This is a genomic window from Mycobacterium sp. smrl_JER01, from assembly GCF_048513595.2.
Lineage (GTDB): Bacteria > Actinomycetota > Actinomycetes > Mycobacteriales > Mycobacteriaceae > Mycobacterium.
Map to the genome: position 1 here is coordinate 129276 of NZ_JBLXXK020000004.1, position 16432 is coordinate 145707.

Annotated in this window: 12 protein-coding genes; all 12 read left to right on the forward strand. The window is 66.1% G+C overall.

The genetic code is table 11. The features are described 5' to 3' along the window. Positions 1 to 163: 163 nt before the first annotated feature. On the forward strand, positions 164 to 1642 hold the full coding sequence (gene eccB, locus ACNUDN_RS31130) for a type VII secretion protein EccB (RefSeq protein WP_094295053.1): 1479 nt from the start codon (positions 164 to 166) through the stop codon (positions 1640 to 1642). A 5-nt stretch (positions 1643 to 1647) separates the two neighbouring features. Then, positions 1648 to 5811: a type VII secretion protein EccCa gene (eccCa, locus tag ACNUDN_RS31135; protein WP_419125614.1), complete on the forward strand. Its 4164-nt coding sequence runs from the start codon at positions 1648 to 1650 to the stop codon at positions 5809 to 5811. Continuing rightward, on the forward strand, positions 5804 to 6229 hold the full coding sequence (locus tag ACNUDN_RS31140; protein ID WP_094295051.1) for a helix-turn-helix domain-containing protein: 426 nt from the start codon (positions 5804 to 5806) through the stop codon (positions 6227 to 6229). The genes eccCa and ACNUDN_RS31140 overlap by 8 nt, the downstream gene beginning before the upstream one ends. 183 nt (positions 6230 to 6412) lie before the next feature. Beyond that, positions 6413 to 6700, forward strand: coding sequence for a PE domain-containing protein (locus ACNUDN_RS31145; RefSeq protein ID WP_238382163.1), 288 nt, complete (start codon positions 6413 to 6415; stop codon positions 6698 to 6700). A 4-nt stretch (positions 6701 to 6704) separates the two neighbouring features. Continuing rightward, positions 6705 to 8072, forward strand: a complete 1368-nt coding sequence (locus tag ACNUDN_RS31150; RefSeq protein ID WP_419125615.1) for a PPE domain-containing protein — start codon at positions 6705 to 6707, stop codon at positions 8070 to 8072. A gap of 78 nt (positions 8073 to 8150) precedes the next feature. After that, positions 8151 to 8453 (forward strand): hypothetical protein, encoded by a 303-nt coding sequence (locus tag ACNUDN_RS31155; RefSeq protein WP_094295095.1) that lies wholly within the window; start codon positions 8151 to 8153, stop codon positions 8451 to 8453. A gap of 37 nt (positions 8454 to 8490) precedes the next feature. Then, positions 8491 to 8784 carry a hypothetical protein gene (locus ACNUDN_RS31160; protein WP_094295048.1) on the forward strand — a complete coding sequence of 98 codons (294 nt, stop codon included), beginning with the start codon at positions 8491 to 8493 and terminating at the stop codon, positions 8782 to 8784. Between the two features lie 14 nt (positions 8785 to 8798). Continuing rightward, the gene (locus ACNUDN_RS31165; protein WP_094295047.1) at positions 8799 to 9755 is read left to right on the forward strand and encodes an ESX secretion-associated protein EspG; all 957 of its coding nucleotides are present in this window, start codon (positions 8799 to 8801) and stop codon (positions 9753 to 9755) included. Positions 9756 to 10539: 784 nt separating this feature from the next. Continuing rightward, positions 10540 to 11697 (forward strand): MinD/ParA family ATP-binding protein, encoded by a 1158-nt coding sequence (locus ACNUDN_RS31170; RefSeq protein WP_238382148.1) that lies wholly within the window; start codon positions 10540 to 10542, stop codon positions 11695 to 11697. Further along, complete coding sequence (eccD, locus tag ACNUDN_RS31175) at positions 11694 to 13211, forward strand: type VII secretion integral membrane protein EccD (RefSeq protein WP_094295046.1); 1518 nt, start codon at positions 11694 to 11696, stop codon at positions 13209 to 13211. The genes ACNUDN_RS31170 and eccD overlap by 4 nt, the downstream gene beginning before the upstream one ends. Continuing rightward, positions 13208 to 14872, forward strand: a complete 1665-nt coding sequence (gene mycP / locus ACNUDN_RS31180; protein ID WP_419125616.1) for a type VII secretion-associated serine protease mycosin — start codon at positions 13208 to 13210, stop codon at positions 14870 to 14872. Before eccD ends, mycP begins: the two co-directional genes overlap by 4 nt. Then, a complete protein-coding gene (gene eccE, locus ACNUDN_RS31185; protein ID WP_094295603.1) occupies positions 14869 to 16416 on the forward strand; it encodes a type VII secretion protein EccE in 1548 nt (515 codons plus the stop codon). The genes mycP and eccE overlap by 4 nt, the downstream gene beginning before the upstream one ends. The last annotated feature ends 16 nt before the right edge of the window (positions 16417 to 16432 follow it).

A 16432-nucleotide genomic window follows, 5' to 3' on the forward strand; every position in this document is an offset into this window, starting at 1 on the left:
GAAAAACAGCCACAACAGACACATCAACCACTTCAGTCCACGGATCGAGGATTAGGCGTCGACCTGATGCCAGCGCAGCAACCTCGCCTAAATTCGTTCGCAGTCAATTTGGCTGCGGTGGTGGCTGACTCGTTGTTTTGCACGGTACGGTTTTGGAGTGCCGATGAATCTGGCTTCCAAGACACAGGTGCGAGGTCATTACTTCCTGCGCCGGCGGCTGGGATTTGCATTTCAGCGCCGGTCGGTGCGTATGCAGACCGACCGCATGCGTACGCAGCGATTGATGTTGATGATCTCGGCGCTGCTCGCCGTCCTGGTGATGGTGGGGGCGCTCGTGGTGGGCTGGCTACGGCCAGCGGGCTTGGTGAACGACTCCAAAATCGTGGCCGACCGCAAACTCGGCACGGTCTTCGTGTCAGTGGACGGCCGGCTTCATCCGGCGCTGAATCTGGTGTCGGCATGGCTGATCGCCGGACAACCGTCCGAGCCGACGTTCGTCAGTCCCGACGACCTCGCCAAGTGGCCGCGGGGGCCGCTGGTCGGCATCGAAGGCGCTCCTACCGAGCCGCCCAAGGTGCTCACTCCTGAGGTGTCGCGCTGGGCAGTGTGCGACACGGCGTCCGAGACGATGAGCGGGCGTCCGGTGATCACTGGGATTAACGGTGACCTCACGCTGGGCGACCGCGCCCGCGAGGTCGCCCCTGATACTGCGGTTGTTGGCATCTTCAACGAGCAGGCGTATGTCATCACCAATGGCGTGCGGATGCCGGTCGATCTTTCCGACAGGGCAGTAGTGGAGCCGCTGGGGTTGGAGGAAGCCGGTGCCCCGGTTGTGCTCTCTCAGGCCATGGTCGACGCTTTGCCTGCCGGTAGGCCCCTGGTCGTCCCGGGGGTGCCGGGGGCGGGCCAGCCCAGCACGGTCAATCTGGGTACGACGACACCGATGGTGAACGGCGCGGTCGTGGTGTCTCAGGACGTGGCGTCGGGTCAAGACCAGTTCTACGTGGTACTCGGCAGTGGTGTGCAGCCGGTGTCCTCAGTGGTGGCGGCCATGCTGCGGCAGCGCGATTCATTCGGCGTCTCACAACCTCCCCGCATTTCCCCGGACGTCTTGGGCGATGTTCCCGTGCGGGACGTGCTCGACGTGACCGGGTATCCCGCGGAGCCACTCAAAGTCGTGGACTGGCGCGCCGAGCCTGTGCTGTGTGTGGCGTGGGATCGGGGAGTCACGGATCGGCAAGCCCGCCAACGACTTCTGGTCGGGCGAGCATTGCCGGTGACTGCCGAGCAGGAGGCGCATCTGGTTCCTCTGGTCGTCAGCACTGCCGACCAGGGCACGCTGGCCGATCAGGTTCTGCTCGCTGACAGTCCGGCAACGTGGGTCTCGACGACGGGTGCGAGCGCTGAGTCCGCTCGTCGGGAAACTCTTTGGCTGATCAGTGAATCCGGCGCGCGCTACGGCGTGCCGTTCGACGATGAAGCACTGCAGTCGCTGGGACTCAAGAATGTCGCGCCGCGCTTGGCGCCATGGCCACTGCTTCGCGTATGGCCGGCGGGCCCGGAGCTGTCGAAGCAGGCGGCGATGACCATGCACGACACGTTGGCCGGCTCTGCGGCCCCGATCACCGAACAAGGACGGTAGACCGCATGGCAACAGTGAAGCCCCGTCAAGGCTCGGTGAAGATCCCACCGACGATGGGCGGCCGCGAAACGGTGCCCGAACCGCTGGAGGCCCCCCGGCCGATTCCACGCAGCAAGGCCGCGATCATCCTTCCCGTTGTCATGGGCGTCGCGTTCCTCGGGATCATGGCCCTGATGCTGTCTCAGCCCGGTCTGCGCAGCGGAACGATGGGCATGATGACCCTGTTGTTCCCCATCATGATGATCGTGTCGATGGGGTCCTACATGTTCTCCAATCGTGGTGGCGGCGGCGATAAGCAGCTGTCGGGGCCGCAGATGGAGCAGGCACTGCGCGACTATGCGATGACCCTCGATGAGACGCGGGACAAGGTACAAGACGCCGCCCGAGCCCAGCACGCGCAGTTCGAGTATCTCCATCCCGAGCCGGCACTGCTGTCAGGCCTTGTGGGGTCGGCCCGGATGTGGTGCCGCACGCCTAATGATCAAGTGTTGAAGGTGTTTTACAGCCAGGTCCGGGTGGGTCTGGGTACCTCGAAGGTCGTCAAGGAGCTGGAGACCAACGAGCTGGGCCGCCGCGAGGACTACGAGCCGGTCACTTACGACGCGTCGTCGGCGTTTCTGCAGACCCAAAGCAAGCTGCAGAACGCGCCGAAACCGCTGCTGCTGCGCAATATTGCCGGTATGGCCCTCATCGGACGTGACGGCATGGATGCGGTGTACGGGCTGGCCCGGGCGCTGATTTGCCAAGCCGCCGTGGCGCATTCACCGCGGGACTTCAAAATCATGATCGTCACCGACGACATTGCCCGTTGGGAGTGGTGCAAGTGGCTGCCGCACTGCGCGCACCCCACGCTGCGCGACCGCGGCGGTCCTACCCGGATGGTCTGGACAACCGGTGAGCAGATGGACGGGGCGGTGGGCACGGAGCTGCACGGCCGCGACGCCTTCCGCACGAACGCCACCACCACGCCGCACTGGCTGGTGATCGACGACCGTCGCCGCCGCGGCGATGACCGCCACTGGGAAACGCTGACCCGCGCTGGCGGTGTAGCAGGGGTGACCTTCCTGGCCTTGTCCGACGAGCCTGGTCGCGGCCTCGGCTTCGAAGAAGCCAATACGTTCTGGGTGTCGGAGTCGGAGGTCACGCACCGCGGTCAATGGTTCTGCCGCCCCGATTCGATGGACCTGGCGAGCGCCCGGGTGCTGGCACGCAAGATGGCCCGGTACCGCGTGGAGGGCGAGCGCTCTCGCAGCCTGATCGACGACACCTCGGTCGACGCCGACCTCTACAAGGTTCTCGGCATCGATGACCCCGGCAACCTCGACGTGGAAAAGCTCTGGGCGCCAACGCTGCAAGGGCCTCCCTTTGAAGACAATGCCTGGGGCGCAAAGTGGTTGCAGTTCCCGATCGGTGTCGATCCGACTGGGGCGCCAGTCCACATCGACTTCAAAGAGACCCACGAAGGTGGCATGGGCCACCACATGGTGATCGCCGGCACGACAGGCTCGGGTAAGTCGTCGTTCCTCACGACTCTGATCCTGTCGGCGGCGCTGACGCATTCTCCGGAGACGCTGGTGTTTGCGTTCTTCGACTTCAAGGGCAAGACGACGGCCAACATGGTCGCTGGTCTGCCGAATGTCGTTGCCGCAATGGGCAACTTGAAGGACGACTCGCTGTGGATCGAGCGCATGGGCGACGTCATCAACGGCGAACTGGAGCGCCGCAAGTCACTGCTGGACCGCGCAGGAATCAGCGAGGTCGCCGAATATGAGTACCGCCGTATCCACCTGGGCCAGCGCCTGGAACCGCTGCCCGCTCTGATCATCGTCATTGACGAGTTCACCCAGATGTTCATCGAAGCGCCCGACTCGAAGAAGATTATCGACGAGATCGGCCGCCAGGGCCGCGCCTTGAACGTGAAGATGATCTTGGGCTCGCAGCGGCTTGGGCATGAAATGCAGTCAGGCATCATGGCCAACATCCCGATCCGCGTGGGTCTTCGTACCCTGGACGCCGGCGAGTCGATGGCCATCATCGGCACCGACGAAGCCAAGCACCTTCCCGAAAAGCCTGCCGGTGCGGGCTTGTTGCGCGTACAGGGCCGAGATCGGCTGGTGCGGTTCCAATCCGCGTTCGCGCGCAAGGTCTACCATCCGCCGCGCCGGGTGGCCGCCGAAGCGGTACGCACCCAAGCCGGGTACATGGCCCCCGAGGTCTTTACCGCTGCGCCGATGGCCGCGATCGCGTCCGCGCCCAAGCTCTCTGCCGCTCCCGTTGAATCGACCGACACCGTGCTCGGCGCTGACGGGCAACCGATCCGCGAGCTTGAGGCCTCGATCAACTCGTTGCGTGAGCAGACCAGAGTGCCGGTCCACCAGATGTGGCTGCCGCCGCTGGAGCCGGTGCCCGTCGAGGAGCTGGTGCGCCGCTTGCGGCGCAAGCCCTGGTATCAGGACTACGGACACACCCCCGGACTGCTGTTCCCGATTGGTATCGAGGACCGGCCTTTCCAGCACGCGCAACGCGTGTACGCGCTGGACTTCTCCGCGGGCAACTGTGCCGTCATCGGCCAACAGAGTTCCGGTAAGACAACCGCTTTGACGACGATGATCACCGGTGCGGCCATGATGTATCACCCGAAGCGCGTGCAGTTCGTGGTGGTGGCTATGGGCGGCCCGGGTCTCAACGAGGTTGAGGCGCTTCCGCACGTGAGCTCGTTCGCCCGGGCAGGTGACCGTGAGCGTGTGCAGCGCACGATCGCGGAAATGAAGCTTCTCGTGGAGGAGCGCGAAGAGGCGTTCAGTCGGCTCGGCTTGAGCATCGAAAGCTTCCGTGCGCGCAAGTTCGGTGGTGAAACCGGCCCGGTACCCGATGACGCCTTCGGTGAGGTGTTCCTGGTCATCGATGGCTGGCAGCAGTTCCGGACCACGTTCGGCGAGGACATGATGGCCGACCTCGGCGTAATCATGGAACGCGGCAACAGCCTCGGGGTTCGCGCGATCATCGCCGCCGCGGGCTGGATCGCGGGCGGCTTCCCCTCCTGGATGTCCAACACGTTCACCCTCAACGTCGAATTGGCTCTGGGTAGCCAAGACGATCCGTCGAAGAACAACCGTGATGTCGCCAAGAAGGTGCCGTTCGGTAAGCGTGAACTGCTCGGTGATCCCAGTGACGAGACCGCTGAGACGAGAACCGAAACCATCAGCGGCCGAGGCACGTCGATGGCCGGCTACCACTTCCAGGCCGGTCTGCCCATCCTGTCCACTCCGGAGGGAAGGACGATCGGCCCGCGCGAGGCCGCCGAGGTGATTACGAAGCTCACCGGTGTCGATCAGGTCGCACAGGTCCGCATGCTGCCGAGCACAGTCAGCCTCGAGGAGGTCTTCGCCGCCCAGCGCGAGCCCAAGCGCGGCGTGGTGCCCTTCGGCATTTCCGAGGTGGGCTTGGTGGCTGCCGAAGCCGACTTCAACCGCAACCCCCACCTGCTCTTCATCGGCAACCCGGAGTGCGGCGTATCGAACTCCGTGGCTGCCGTCGCGCGGGCGATCATGCGGTCGTACCGACCCGAAGAAGCTCAGATCTATGTCATTGATCCGGGCAACTCGCTCGTCCGGGTGGTGCAAGGGCCGCACCTGGGTCGCTACATCGGCGAGGACGGTGTGGAGTCCGAGGGCTACACCTACTACGAGGACGATGTGCGGGCGATGACCCGCCATATCGACTCGCTCCTGGCCCCACGCATGCCACGTGGCCGCGCCGGACAGGAAGAACTCGCCCAGGCCACGCGCTCCTGGTCGGGACCGGAGATCTTCGTCCTCGTCGACGACGAACAGATCGTGGCTGGTTGGAGCGCTGGTGCCAACATGTTCCGCGCGGACGGTAAGGGTCCGGCGACCGAGGGTCTGACCAAATACATCGACCGCGCTCGCGAGGTCGGTCTGCACCTGATCATCGGGCGGCGCTTCCCGTGGGGGCCGGCGATGTCCTCTCCGCTGGCCGGACGGCTCATCGCGCAAACCGCCCCTCTGATCGTCATGGACGGCCACCGCATGGAGGGCGAGCTGATCAGAGGCGTTCGTGCCGCCAGGCAGCCGGCGGGCCGAGGAATCTACGTGACCGACCGGCTGTCGGCCCCCGCACAGATCGCGAAGGTGCTGCCCCTTGAGTGATCCGGGACATCGGCTCGGCGCAGCCGTCGACGCGGCAAGGCTGGACTTGGGCTTGTCGAAGATGGACCTGGCCAAGATCGCCAGGGTGGGTCGTTCCACGATCACCGACCTGATCAACCGCGGCAAGATTCCCGGCCGTGAAGTCACGCGGGGTCGCATAGAAGCCGCACTCGGATGGACCCCGGGCAGCTTCGCCACGGTGCTGGACGGGGCGGAACCTACGTTGCGCGCGGGGACCGAATACCCGCTGAGCGGGACCACGAAGGTACTGGTGGAGCAGCTCATGCAGATCGCGCACGAAGCCAGGGCCGGGTCCGCGGCCGCGGACACGTTGAGCAAGCGACTTGAGGTCATCGGCGATATTGCGGAATCCGCAGCTCAGCTGGCTACACGTACCCGTGAAAATAAGTGCACTTAGGGTCAGTCAGTAGCTGGGATAATGCAAAAAGAAGAAATGTCCGAGGGACAAGCGGACCAACGGCGAATATCAAAATTGTTGGCAGCGAATGTGGCTGCGCTGGTGGCAGCCACTGCGGAACCGCTCTACTCTCGGCTTATCAGGTACCTAGCGCCTTAGGGGAGGCTTATCGTGACCTTTTTTGTGGATCCAGTTGGCGTTGCTGCTCAATCCGTAGCTGAAGCGACCGGAACGGCGACCACCGCCGGCGTGCTCGCGGGCTCAGCACCGGCGATGACTGCCGTTGTCCCGATGGGAAGCGAGGAGGTCTCCGCCCTTCTGGCCACCGCGATCCAGACGCACAACGCGCAGTTCCTTGCCCAGACCGGCGTCAGCGTCGCGGACCGGGGAATGTTCGCTGGCGATGTCGGTGTCTCCGGTGTGATGTCTGTGGCAACCGAGGCCGTCAACCAGGCCTCGCTGCTCCTCTGAGCACATGCCCGCTCAATATTGGGGGCTTACACCCGAGACCAACGCCATCCGGCTGACTACCGGACCAGGCGCGGCGGCCATGACATCGGTCGTGGCCGGCTACCAGGCCGCCGGGGTCACCCACATTCAGCAGGGCGCCCAGATGATGGCGACTGCGGCGACGACCGCTACCGGCAGCTGGTGGGGGAAAGGTGGCACCTCCATGATGGCTGCTGCTGTTCCGAAGTCGGAGTGGCAGATTGAGGCCGGCGCTCATGCGGAGAAGGCCAGTGGTCTGATCGGCGCTGCTGCTGGTGCCCATTCTGCGGCGGTCGCGGCGACCATTCCGTATCCGGTCGTCGTTGCCAACCGCATCCGCGAGGCAACGCTGCAAGCTACGAACATCATTGGCCAGAACACCCCCGCCATCGCCGAGGCTGACGTCGAGTACGGCGAGTACTGGGCGCAGAACGCGACCGCGATGACCGGCTACTCCAGCGCCGCGGCCAGCATCGTGTCCGGCCTCAGCGTCCCGCTTCGCCCACCGCTGGCCGCCGGAGGCAATCCGGCCGCGTTGGCGGCAGGGGCGGCCAGCATGGGCGCGCAAGGAGTCCAGACCGGTGTCCAAGCGTCCATGCAGGGTCTCAGCGCCCCACTACAGGCCGCGGGTCAAGCCGTCTCGTCGGCGGCCCCGGCCGCGCTGTCGGCGGCGACCGGCGCCGGCCAGTCAGGCGGCGAGGGCGATGTGGGCACTACCGGCACCCCGCAACTCGCTCAGCCGGGTGGAAGCGAACTGCTCGGTAGCAGCCAATCGATGATGGGCATGGCGAGCTCGCTGCCCTCCATGGCCCAGGGAATGACCCAGCCGCTGTCGCAGCTGGCCCAAGCGCCTATGCAGATGGGCAGCCAGCTGAGCAGCATGATGGGCGGCATGGGCGGCATGGGCGGCGGACCGTTCGGCGGACTATCGGCCAACGCTCCCGGCGCCAACCTCGCTGCGTCTATGAACGGTGTCAGCGGCGGCTTTGGATCCGGCGGTGGCCCGGTGACGGCCGCGCTCACCAAACCCGCCGGCGCCAGCATGGGCAGTGGCCCGATCGGGATGCCCTCGGCGTGGTGGGGCCCAGCCTCGGCCGCAGACGGGTCGAGCGCGCCCGGCCAGAACAAGCCCTCGGCGGCCGCACGCGCAGGCATGCCGGGCATGGCTACGGGCCCGATGGGCTCCGGCATGCCCGGAATGATGCCGATGGGCGCCGCCCAGGCAGGGCAGCGCCGCGATCAAGGCGCGAGCCGCAGCGAGGACGACACCTCCCTATCGGTGGTCCTCGACGACGCGGACGCTATCCCCATCCTGACCGCCAATGGCGTGGTCTACACAGACGGGGGAGGGTGATCGCTCGGCGACAACCGGCGCAACACATGACAACCAACCAGCACACCCATCCCATACGGGACTCGAAAGGAAGTGGACATGTTCCAGACTGACTCAACCAAGCTGCGCAACTCGGCCAGCCAGCTCGACGAGATCAAGAACCAGACGCTCAACGCCCTGGGCCGCTACATGACGATGAACCAGGACCTCGGCGGGAGCGCCTTCGTCGGCATCGCCTCCGTGGCCTCGATGAAGACCACCGAGGAAGTGGCCACCACCGGCCGCAACGTCTCGGCCCGGTTCGATCAGGTGATCCAGGCCATGCAGACCGGCGCCAACGAGTACGACCGCGTGGAGGCCGAGAACCAGGCCAAGCTGTCCAGCGTCGCCACCCAGGCGTAACCCACCTACCGACAACAACTTTCGAAGGAGAACCCACATGGAGGGTATGCGGTACGACCAGGCGAAGATGATGGACCACGTGGCCGCCCAGGCCGGCTTGGTCTCGCATCTGAACGGTCTTCAGGAGCAGGCACTGCAGGTTCTCGCCCAGACGCAGGACTTCTGGAGCGACAAGGGTGCCAACGCCTACGCCGAGGCTCAGCGTTCGATCACGCAGGCCTACCAGCAGGTCTTCGAGACCATCCAGCGGCACGGCGGCGCCCAGGGCGGCGCGGTGCAGAACACCGATATGGGTGACGCGGCGAACGCTGCCCGCTTCGTCGGCATCTGAGTAAGGACTGACCCATGGGAGCGCAGCTGTCGACCACCTCCGAAGGACTGTGGCTGACAGCTGCGCTCTCTGGCGTCACCAGACTTCCTGCGGCGCTGCGCGTGCGGCCTGTGGGCGACACCGAGGCTATGCTGGCCTCCCACCCCGGCCTGCAGGTACTGGAGGAGGCGGGGGTCTGCCAGGGCCGGACACTGGACCCTGATGTGCAGGAATGGCTTTGGACACTGGGCCGCTGCGATATCGACGTGTCAATCAGGGTGTCCCGCCCGGACGCGAAGTCTGAGCGTCTCACCGGCCCCCCAGAAATCTTTACGCCGCCAGCGGATCCGCTCAAAGAGCCTCTTGCTGCCGCGGCAGCGCTACGCGCATGGCGCGCACACCAATCTGCCGATCGGACAGCGGTTCTGTGTCGCCGTGACGGTAAATGGGTTGTCGCAGCGCGCGTGTGGCGAAGCGGTGAGGAACCGCTCGACGAAGTGACCATCAGCCCCCTCGACGGTGACACTACTGTTTTCGAGGCTGTGAACGACTTGCTCGGGGAGGAGATCCCGGCCGAGTTCGAGGGCGTCAACATCGAGGCCGAACAGCTGGAGTCAGTGCTGGGCAGCTGGCAGTCGGACCCGCAGGGTTACGACGTGATCGGGGAATTGCTGAAGCTAGGCCTGACGGCACGCCAGGCTCGCGTTATCGTCGCCGTGTCCGATACCGGGGCCGTGCGCGCGGCCATCGGCGCCACCCAATATTCAGTGGATGGTCCTGAGTTTGCCGCTACGGGTGCGATGGTTGTCGACTCCCTGATGGGCAGGGTCGTCATCTCCTCCAGTACCACCGACGACCAGCAGCGCTGGACAATGCTGTTTCCCGGCACCGCGGCGCGGATCAATCGCGCGGTGAGCGACGTGCTGAAGGACCTGCCCAGCGGTGCTGGCTGGGACCAGCATCAAAGAATTCAGACATTTCACGCACACTGATGTGCTTAACGTCGTGGACGCCTGAAATGTGTGGTTGGTAGTCTTTCTGCGACGGTGATATTCACCGATTCGAGGAGCCTTTAGCGCTCCCCGGTGGAAATCGGCAGGAGGGCGGGGCTACATGACCGAGTCCAGAGATCAACAGTTCTTCGACGCACTGAACAACACGGGGCGCGGCGATGACGACGAGACGCGCGGGAGTGCACCAGGGGCCGCAAGCGCCGGCGACGAAACGCCGCCAGCAGGCCCCAGCTATCCGCAGCCACCATTTGCTGCTACAGACGAGCCCCAGGGCGACCCTGCCGGCGGCCGGCACCACATCGACCCACCCGGCGACAGCGGCGGGGGATGGGGCCAACAGCCACCGACGACGGGTCAGACCCCACCGACGAACAACGTGCCGCGCGGGGATGCCGCAGCGCCCCCACCGGGTTATCCCGCGGTTCCCTGGCCGCCTCAGTCGCTCGAAGGCCCCAACCAGAGCCTCGAATCCAGCCCCATCCAGGGTGAGATACGCACTCCGGCAGCGAAATTCCCGCCTGCGAACGATGAGCCAACAGCCCAAGTGAACGCGACGCCTAGACCGCCCACGGCCGAAGGTCCGCAGCACCACGAACAGGGACCTGCAGCGCCGCCGTGGAGCGCACGCCCGGCTGGACAGCCATCAGCCTTCGGCAATGACGTACCACGCCAGGAGGCAGAACCGCCGGGACGACCGGCTCCTCGGCCGGTCGCGCCGGAGGAACGCACACAGTTTCTGTCTCGCGAAACGCTGCGAAACGCGTTGGGATCCAACGCAACACCACCGCCTCCTCCCGGTTGGCCGGCTCAGGGCGGTGCCCCCCAGTCAGGCGGGGGACAGCGACCCACCCAGCCACCGCCGGGCTGGTCGGCGCGGGCGCCGGAGTCGCGGCAAAGTGAACCCGTAGCGCCCAGCGGGCCGCGACCGCCCGAATGGGACTGGTCCCACAACACCGGGTCCGGGGGTGCTGAGCTGCGCAGCGAGCAGATTTCCGCTTCCGAACTCAACACTCCACGCAAGATCCCCTCGTCACGCGGATGGCGAAAGTGGCTCTACTACGGGACATTCAAGCTCATCAACACCGGCGAGTCACCGGATGAGCAGCTGCTGCGTAACCTCAACGCGACGGTCGCCGGCCACCTGCGCGGCACCTACTCCATCGTGGTGCTGGGCGGCAAGGGTGGCGTGGGCAAGACAACGACCACCGCGTCGATCGGGTCGACATTCGCCTCGCTGCGCAAGGACAAAGTGATCGCCATCGACGCCAACCCCGATCGCGCCTCGAACCTGGCCGATCGGATCGACCCCAAAGCCACGAACTCCTACAAGGACGTGCTGTCGGATCGAAACCTGAATGGTTACAGCGATATTCGCTCGCACGTCGGGATGAACGAGTCTGCCGGCCTCGATGTCCTAGGCAATCGATACCAAAGCGATCGTCAGCCACTGACTGCGCAGGTGTACACCGACACTCATGCGGTGCTGCAGCGCTTCTACAGCGTGTTGATCAGCGACTCCGGCACCGATGTCGACCACCAGGTCATCCCCGGCCTGATGAGCCGCGCCGACGCCTTGATCATGGTGGCTTCGACAGCGCCGGACGGCGCGAAAGGCGCTGCTGAGCTGATGGATTGGGCCTACGAGGCTGGTTATCACCGGTTGCTACAACGCACCGTCGTCGTCATCAACGATGTGCGGGGCGAGACAGGCAAGGCTCACCGCAAGTTGGTGGAGTCGCTGGTGGAGAAGTTCTCTCGCTGGGTCAGCCCGCAACGCGTCTTCGTCGTCCCGTTCGATCCGCATATCGCCTCTGCTGGGGTGATTGACATCAACGAGCTGCGCCCGGAGACACGGCGGCGCTACCTGGAAATCACCGCTCGGCTGGCCTCGGGCTTCAACAGCAGTGAGGACGGGAAGTGAACCCCGCCGAGCCGTCCACCCCGGCGCTGTGCCGGGTCGCGCTCCTGGTGGGTGAGGACTTCGAGATCGACTACTCCCTGCCCGCCGGGGTGGCGCTGATCGCGGTCACCGAAGACCTGGTGGCCCGCGTCAACGAGGTTCTGCGCGAACGGGGCCGCCCACTGCTCAATCCCGAGCAGAGCTACCGGTTGTGCCGCGCGGACGCACAACCGCTGGACCCGCAGAAGACGCTGGATGAGTGTGGGGTGCTCGACGGGGAGCAATTGTGGCTGCTGCCGGCGGCCTCGGCCGAGACCTACGAACCGGTGACGGAAATGGTCTCGACCGCCATCGCGCGGGCCGCCAATCAGCTGCTGGCCACCCTGACACCCGACATGGGCCGCAAGGTCGCCAGCTGGCTCACCGCAGGCGTTGTGGGGTGGGCATGCCTCATCCTGGTCAACTGGTGGTGGAGCATCGGCGGCACCGACGCCTCGTACGGCTGGATCGGCGCAGCCTCGGCTTGGACGATGCTGGTGGCGCTCGTCGCGGCAGCCCGCGGACTGTCCAAGGCAGACCCCAGCACTGTGGCCGGCCGTGAGCGCCGCGCAACCGGTCACGCACTGTCCTGGGTCGCGCTCATTCCCGCGGCGGCTGCCGCGGCCATGTCCCTGCCGGGCACCCCGAGCCTGTGGCACCTCGCCGCACCGCTTGTTGCCGTCATCGTCGGGGTCATCGTGCTCGCCACGATCTGGGGCCGCCATATCGTGGCGATCGCCGCGATTCTGACCGTCAGTGCGTTCGCCTTCGTGGCGGCGGTCGTCGCGGCCTCGACGTGGGAGGTCCGTCCAGAACGGGTCGCCGTCATCGCCATGATCGGCGTGGTTATCGCCGTGACGTGGGCGACCAGCACCGCCGTCGCCGCCTCCGGCGTGCCGACACCGCTGTTTCCGTCCGTGACCAATCGCGGCGTCTTCGAGCGGCTGCCCGGCCAGCCCTCCGACACCGTGTCGCCAGTCGGCCCGACCGGAGTGGCCACCGCGGAACAGGTCCGCGCATGGGTGATGCGCGGTAACAACACCTTGACCGGCATGATGATTGGGCTCGCCGTGGTGACCATCGTCGCCGCCCGCTACGCCGTGGTACCTGGCCAGCCCGGCGGATGGCGCTACACCGCCTTCGTGGGAGCGGTCTGTGTGATCCTGGTGCTTCGCTCACGCTCGTTCGTGGACCGCTATCAGTCCGTCACGTTGATGGTTGCCGGTATGGGGGCAGCGGCAGTGGCCATCGGCCGCTACGCCGCCAGCGATTCCACCAGCTTGAAGGTGGCCATGATTTGCGTCGCGGTCACCCTCGGCCTCGCCGTGCTGGGACTGCTCTCGGCGCTTGTGGTGCCCTTCCGCGAATACACCGCCCCGATGCGCCGGTTCGTGGAAATGATCGAGTACGTCTTGTTGCTCGCGCTGCTGCCCTGGGCACTGTGGCTGCTCAATCTGTATCCGGTAATCCGCAACGCAGTCAGGCACGGGATATGAGCCGCAAGCCTTTTGCCGACCGGGTGCGTACCGGTGCTGGACTGGTAGGCACGGTTGCGCTGCTCGCCGCCACCAGCATGGGAGCCAGCTGGGCGATCACCCCACCGGTGGTGCCGCCCGGCCCGCCACCGCCAGATCCCGCGCCAGCCCCAGACTGGCCGATGAAGCAGACGCGCGCGTGCACGCTGACCGGTGTCGTCCCCGGCAGCGATCTGCGCGAGCTGCCCCCGGCGCTGGCAATGCTGGATATGACCGCGGCGTGGCAAGAGTCGACCGGTGCCGGGGTCGTCGTCGCCGTCATCGATACCGGGGTGGCGCCCTCTCCGCGCCTGCCGCACCTGGTGGCAGGCGGGGATTACGTGTTGGCGCAGTACGGTGATGGGCTCTCAGATTGTGACGGACACGGGACTTTGGTCGCATCGTTGATCGGCGCAGCACCTTCGGGTGCCCCGCTGCCGGTGCGTCCGGCGGGCGCCCAGGTGGCACCGCCACCGCCCGCAGCCCCGGCGCCACAACCGATTCCACCGCCACCGCCACCGCCCACAATCACCGTTACCAAGACCACCACCGAGCCTCCGCCTCCGCCCCCGCCACCGCCGGCAGAACCTCCGCCGCCGCCGGGGCCGCCCGGGCCACCTCCGGCGTGGGGCCCCAGCGGCAGTGTCGCCCAGGCGCCGCAGCGTCCCCATCCACAGCTGCCGCCCCCGACTGGTGGCCCCGATGGCCTGGTCGGAATCGCCCCGGACTCAGTGATTTTGGCGATCCGACAGAGCTCGCAGAACTTCGGGCTGAAAGATCCCCGCATCGATCAGGACCAAGAACAGGTCCGCAGAACCGGCGACATCAACACGCTGGCGCGTGCGATCGTGCATGCCGCCAACCTCGGCGCACGAGTCATCAACATCTCGCTGGTGTCCTGCATCCCGGTAACCAAGCCCACCGACCAGGCAATCCTAGGCGCGGCACTGCGCTATGCAGCGGTCGACCGCGACGCGGTGATCGTCGCGGCCGCTGGCAACGCGGGCACCCAGGGATGCAGTCAGAATCCGCCACCACCGACCGGCGCATCCGGCTGGGATGAAGTGGTGACCATCGCCTCACCGGCCTGGTTCGACGACTACGTGTTGGCGGTGTCGGCCACCGACAACTTCGGCACACCGCTAATGGGCCAAGCTGCGTCGCTGCACGGGCCGTGGGTAGACCTCGCGGCGCCGGGGTCTGACATCGTGGGCTTGTCGACCTCAGGAAACGTCATCAACGCCTCGATCGACGAGGACAAGTTCAAACCCATCATCGGTTCCTCGTTCTCGGCGGCCTATGTCTCTGGAGTGGCAGCACTGGTGCGGGCCAAGTTCCCGCAGCTGCCCGCGGCCGAAGTCATTCACCGACTCACGGCCACCGCGCACGCACCTGCGGGCGGGCGCGACAACGTGATCGGCTACGGCGTGGTCGACCCGCTCGCTGCACTGACCTGGGACGTGCCGCCAGCTCCGGCCAAAGCACCGACACCCACCGAAGCGCCCTTGCACGTTCCGCCACCCCCACCGCCGCCGGATCCGCGACCGGCACGCATGCTGGCTGCCCAGATTGGGGCTGGCGTGGTGCTGGTTGGCGCGGTGCTGTGGGGGACAACTGTCTGGCGAAGGAAGCATCAACGATGAAGGAACGCACCTGGAGCGCGCGCGCCGATCTGCGCGCGGCATTGCCCACCGAAATTCTCGCCGTTGTCGGCACGGCCATCGCCATCGCCTTCGACGGGCCATGGTGGGCCGGTGCAGCCGGCGGCGCGGTCCTCGGCGCACTGCTGCTGATGGTGAAGGTGTCGCGGCTGACACCCTGGCAGTGGCTCACACGATCCATCGGACGGCTCCGCCATAAGGAACACCGTGTGGAAACCGGCGAGTACGTCGACGTCGACAGCGATGGGCAGCCCTTGGGCGTGCACGTCAATGAGCACACCCTGGTCACAATGGTCAACGTGTGGGGTCGGCCCTACATCCCCACGCTGCTGCGTCCGCAGGGTGCTGAGACCCCGAACACGTTGCCACTGAGCGTGATTGCTGAGCAGATGCAACGGTTTGGACTTGGTGTGGACGTCGACGTCATCGCTCAAGGCCGCCGCACCGCCAGTGACAACTATGGCCAGTTCTACGCCCAGCTCCTAGCCGACCGACCCGCAGCCGGACAGCGCAGCACCATGCTGATGATCCGCATGGACACCCGCGCTCCGGACACCACGGCCGGGCTGATGTGGCGCACCGATGCCGCTGGCGCCGTCGCCGCAGTCACCCGTCGCATCACACGTGCGTTGCGCCAAAGCGGTTGCCGCGCAGAACCAATGACGGCCGCCGACATGCGCCAGGCTGTTCTGGACATGCACGGCGGCAGCAAGGAAGACATCGAGAGCACCTTCCGCGAGGGCTGGAAAGACCTCACCCACCGTGGGGCCCACGTCACCAGCTACTACCTCAGCTCTGAGGACCTCACGGCGGAACGCCTCGATGACATGTGGGCAATCGCCTCAGAGCACACGCTGCTCGCGCTGCACTTGCGCCGCTCGAGCGAGGGGATCACCGTGTCGGCCACGGTGCGATTCACCACGGCGCAGCCGCTGCTCACCCCCCCAGCGGTCATCCTCAACCGCTACACAGGTCGCCAGTGGTGGGCGCTGTCTGCGCTGCTGCCCGGATCCGACCGGATCAACGGAATGCCGGCGCGAACGTTGACATCCGATCTCGACGCAGCCGTGGCCATCGGCTCGTCGGGGGTCATGCTGGGCAAAGTCGACGATGCGCTGCTACTCATGCCGCTGCGCGACCCGGCTGGGCCCACCCGCATCGTCATCGATTCCGACGACGATTTCGCTGTCCGGCAGCTCATTCGCCGCGCCTCTGCCAGCGGTGAAGTGGTCGCCGTGTATGACCCGCGCCGCCGGTGGGCCATGGCAGCCGCGTCGTCGCGGATCTGGAACACCACCGATCTGCGCGCTCAGCCGCCGCGACCCCCAACGGTGGTGGTGCACAACGGGTCAGCCAATCCCTACCCCGGCGCTCTCGTCAGCATCAGCGTCGGCGCGGGACCCCGGTCGGTTGAGCCCGACGTACGAATCACTCAGCGCAACGGACGAATCCGCATCGAAACCGAGCGCTTCACCGCTCGCCTGGACGCGGTGACCTTCCGCAACGAGCAGACCTTCCTGAACTGAGGAGGAGAGGTCGTGC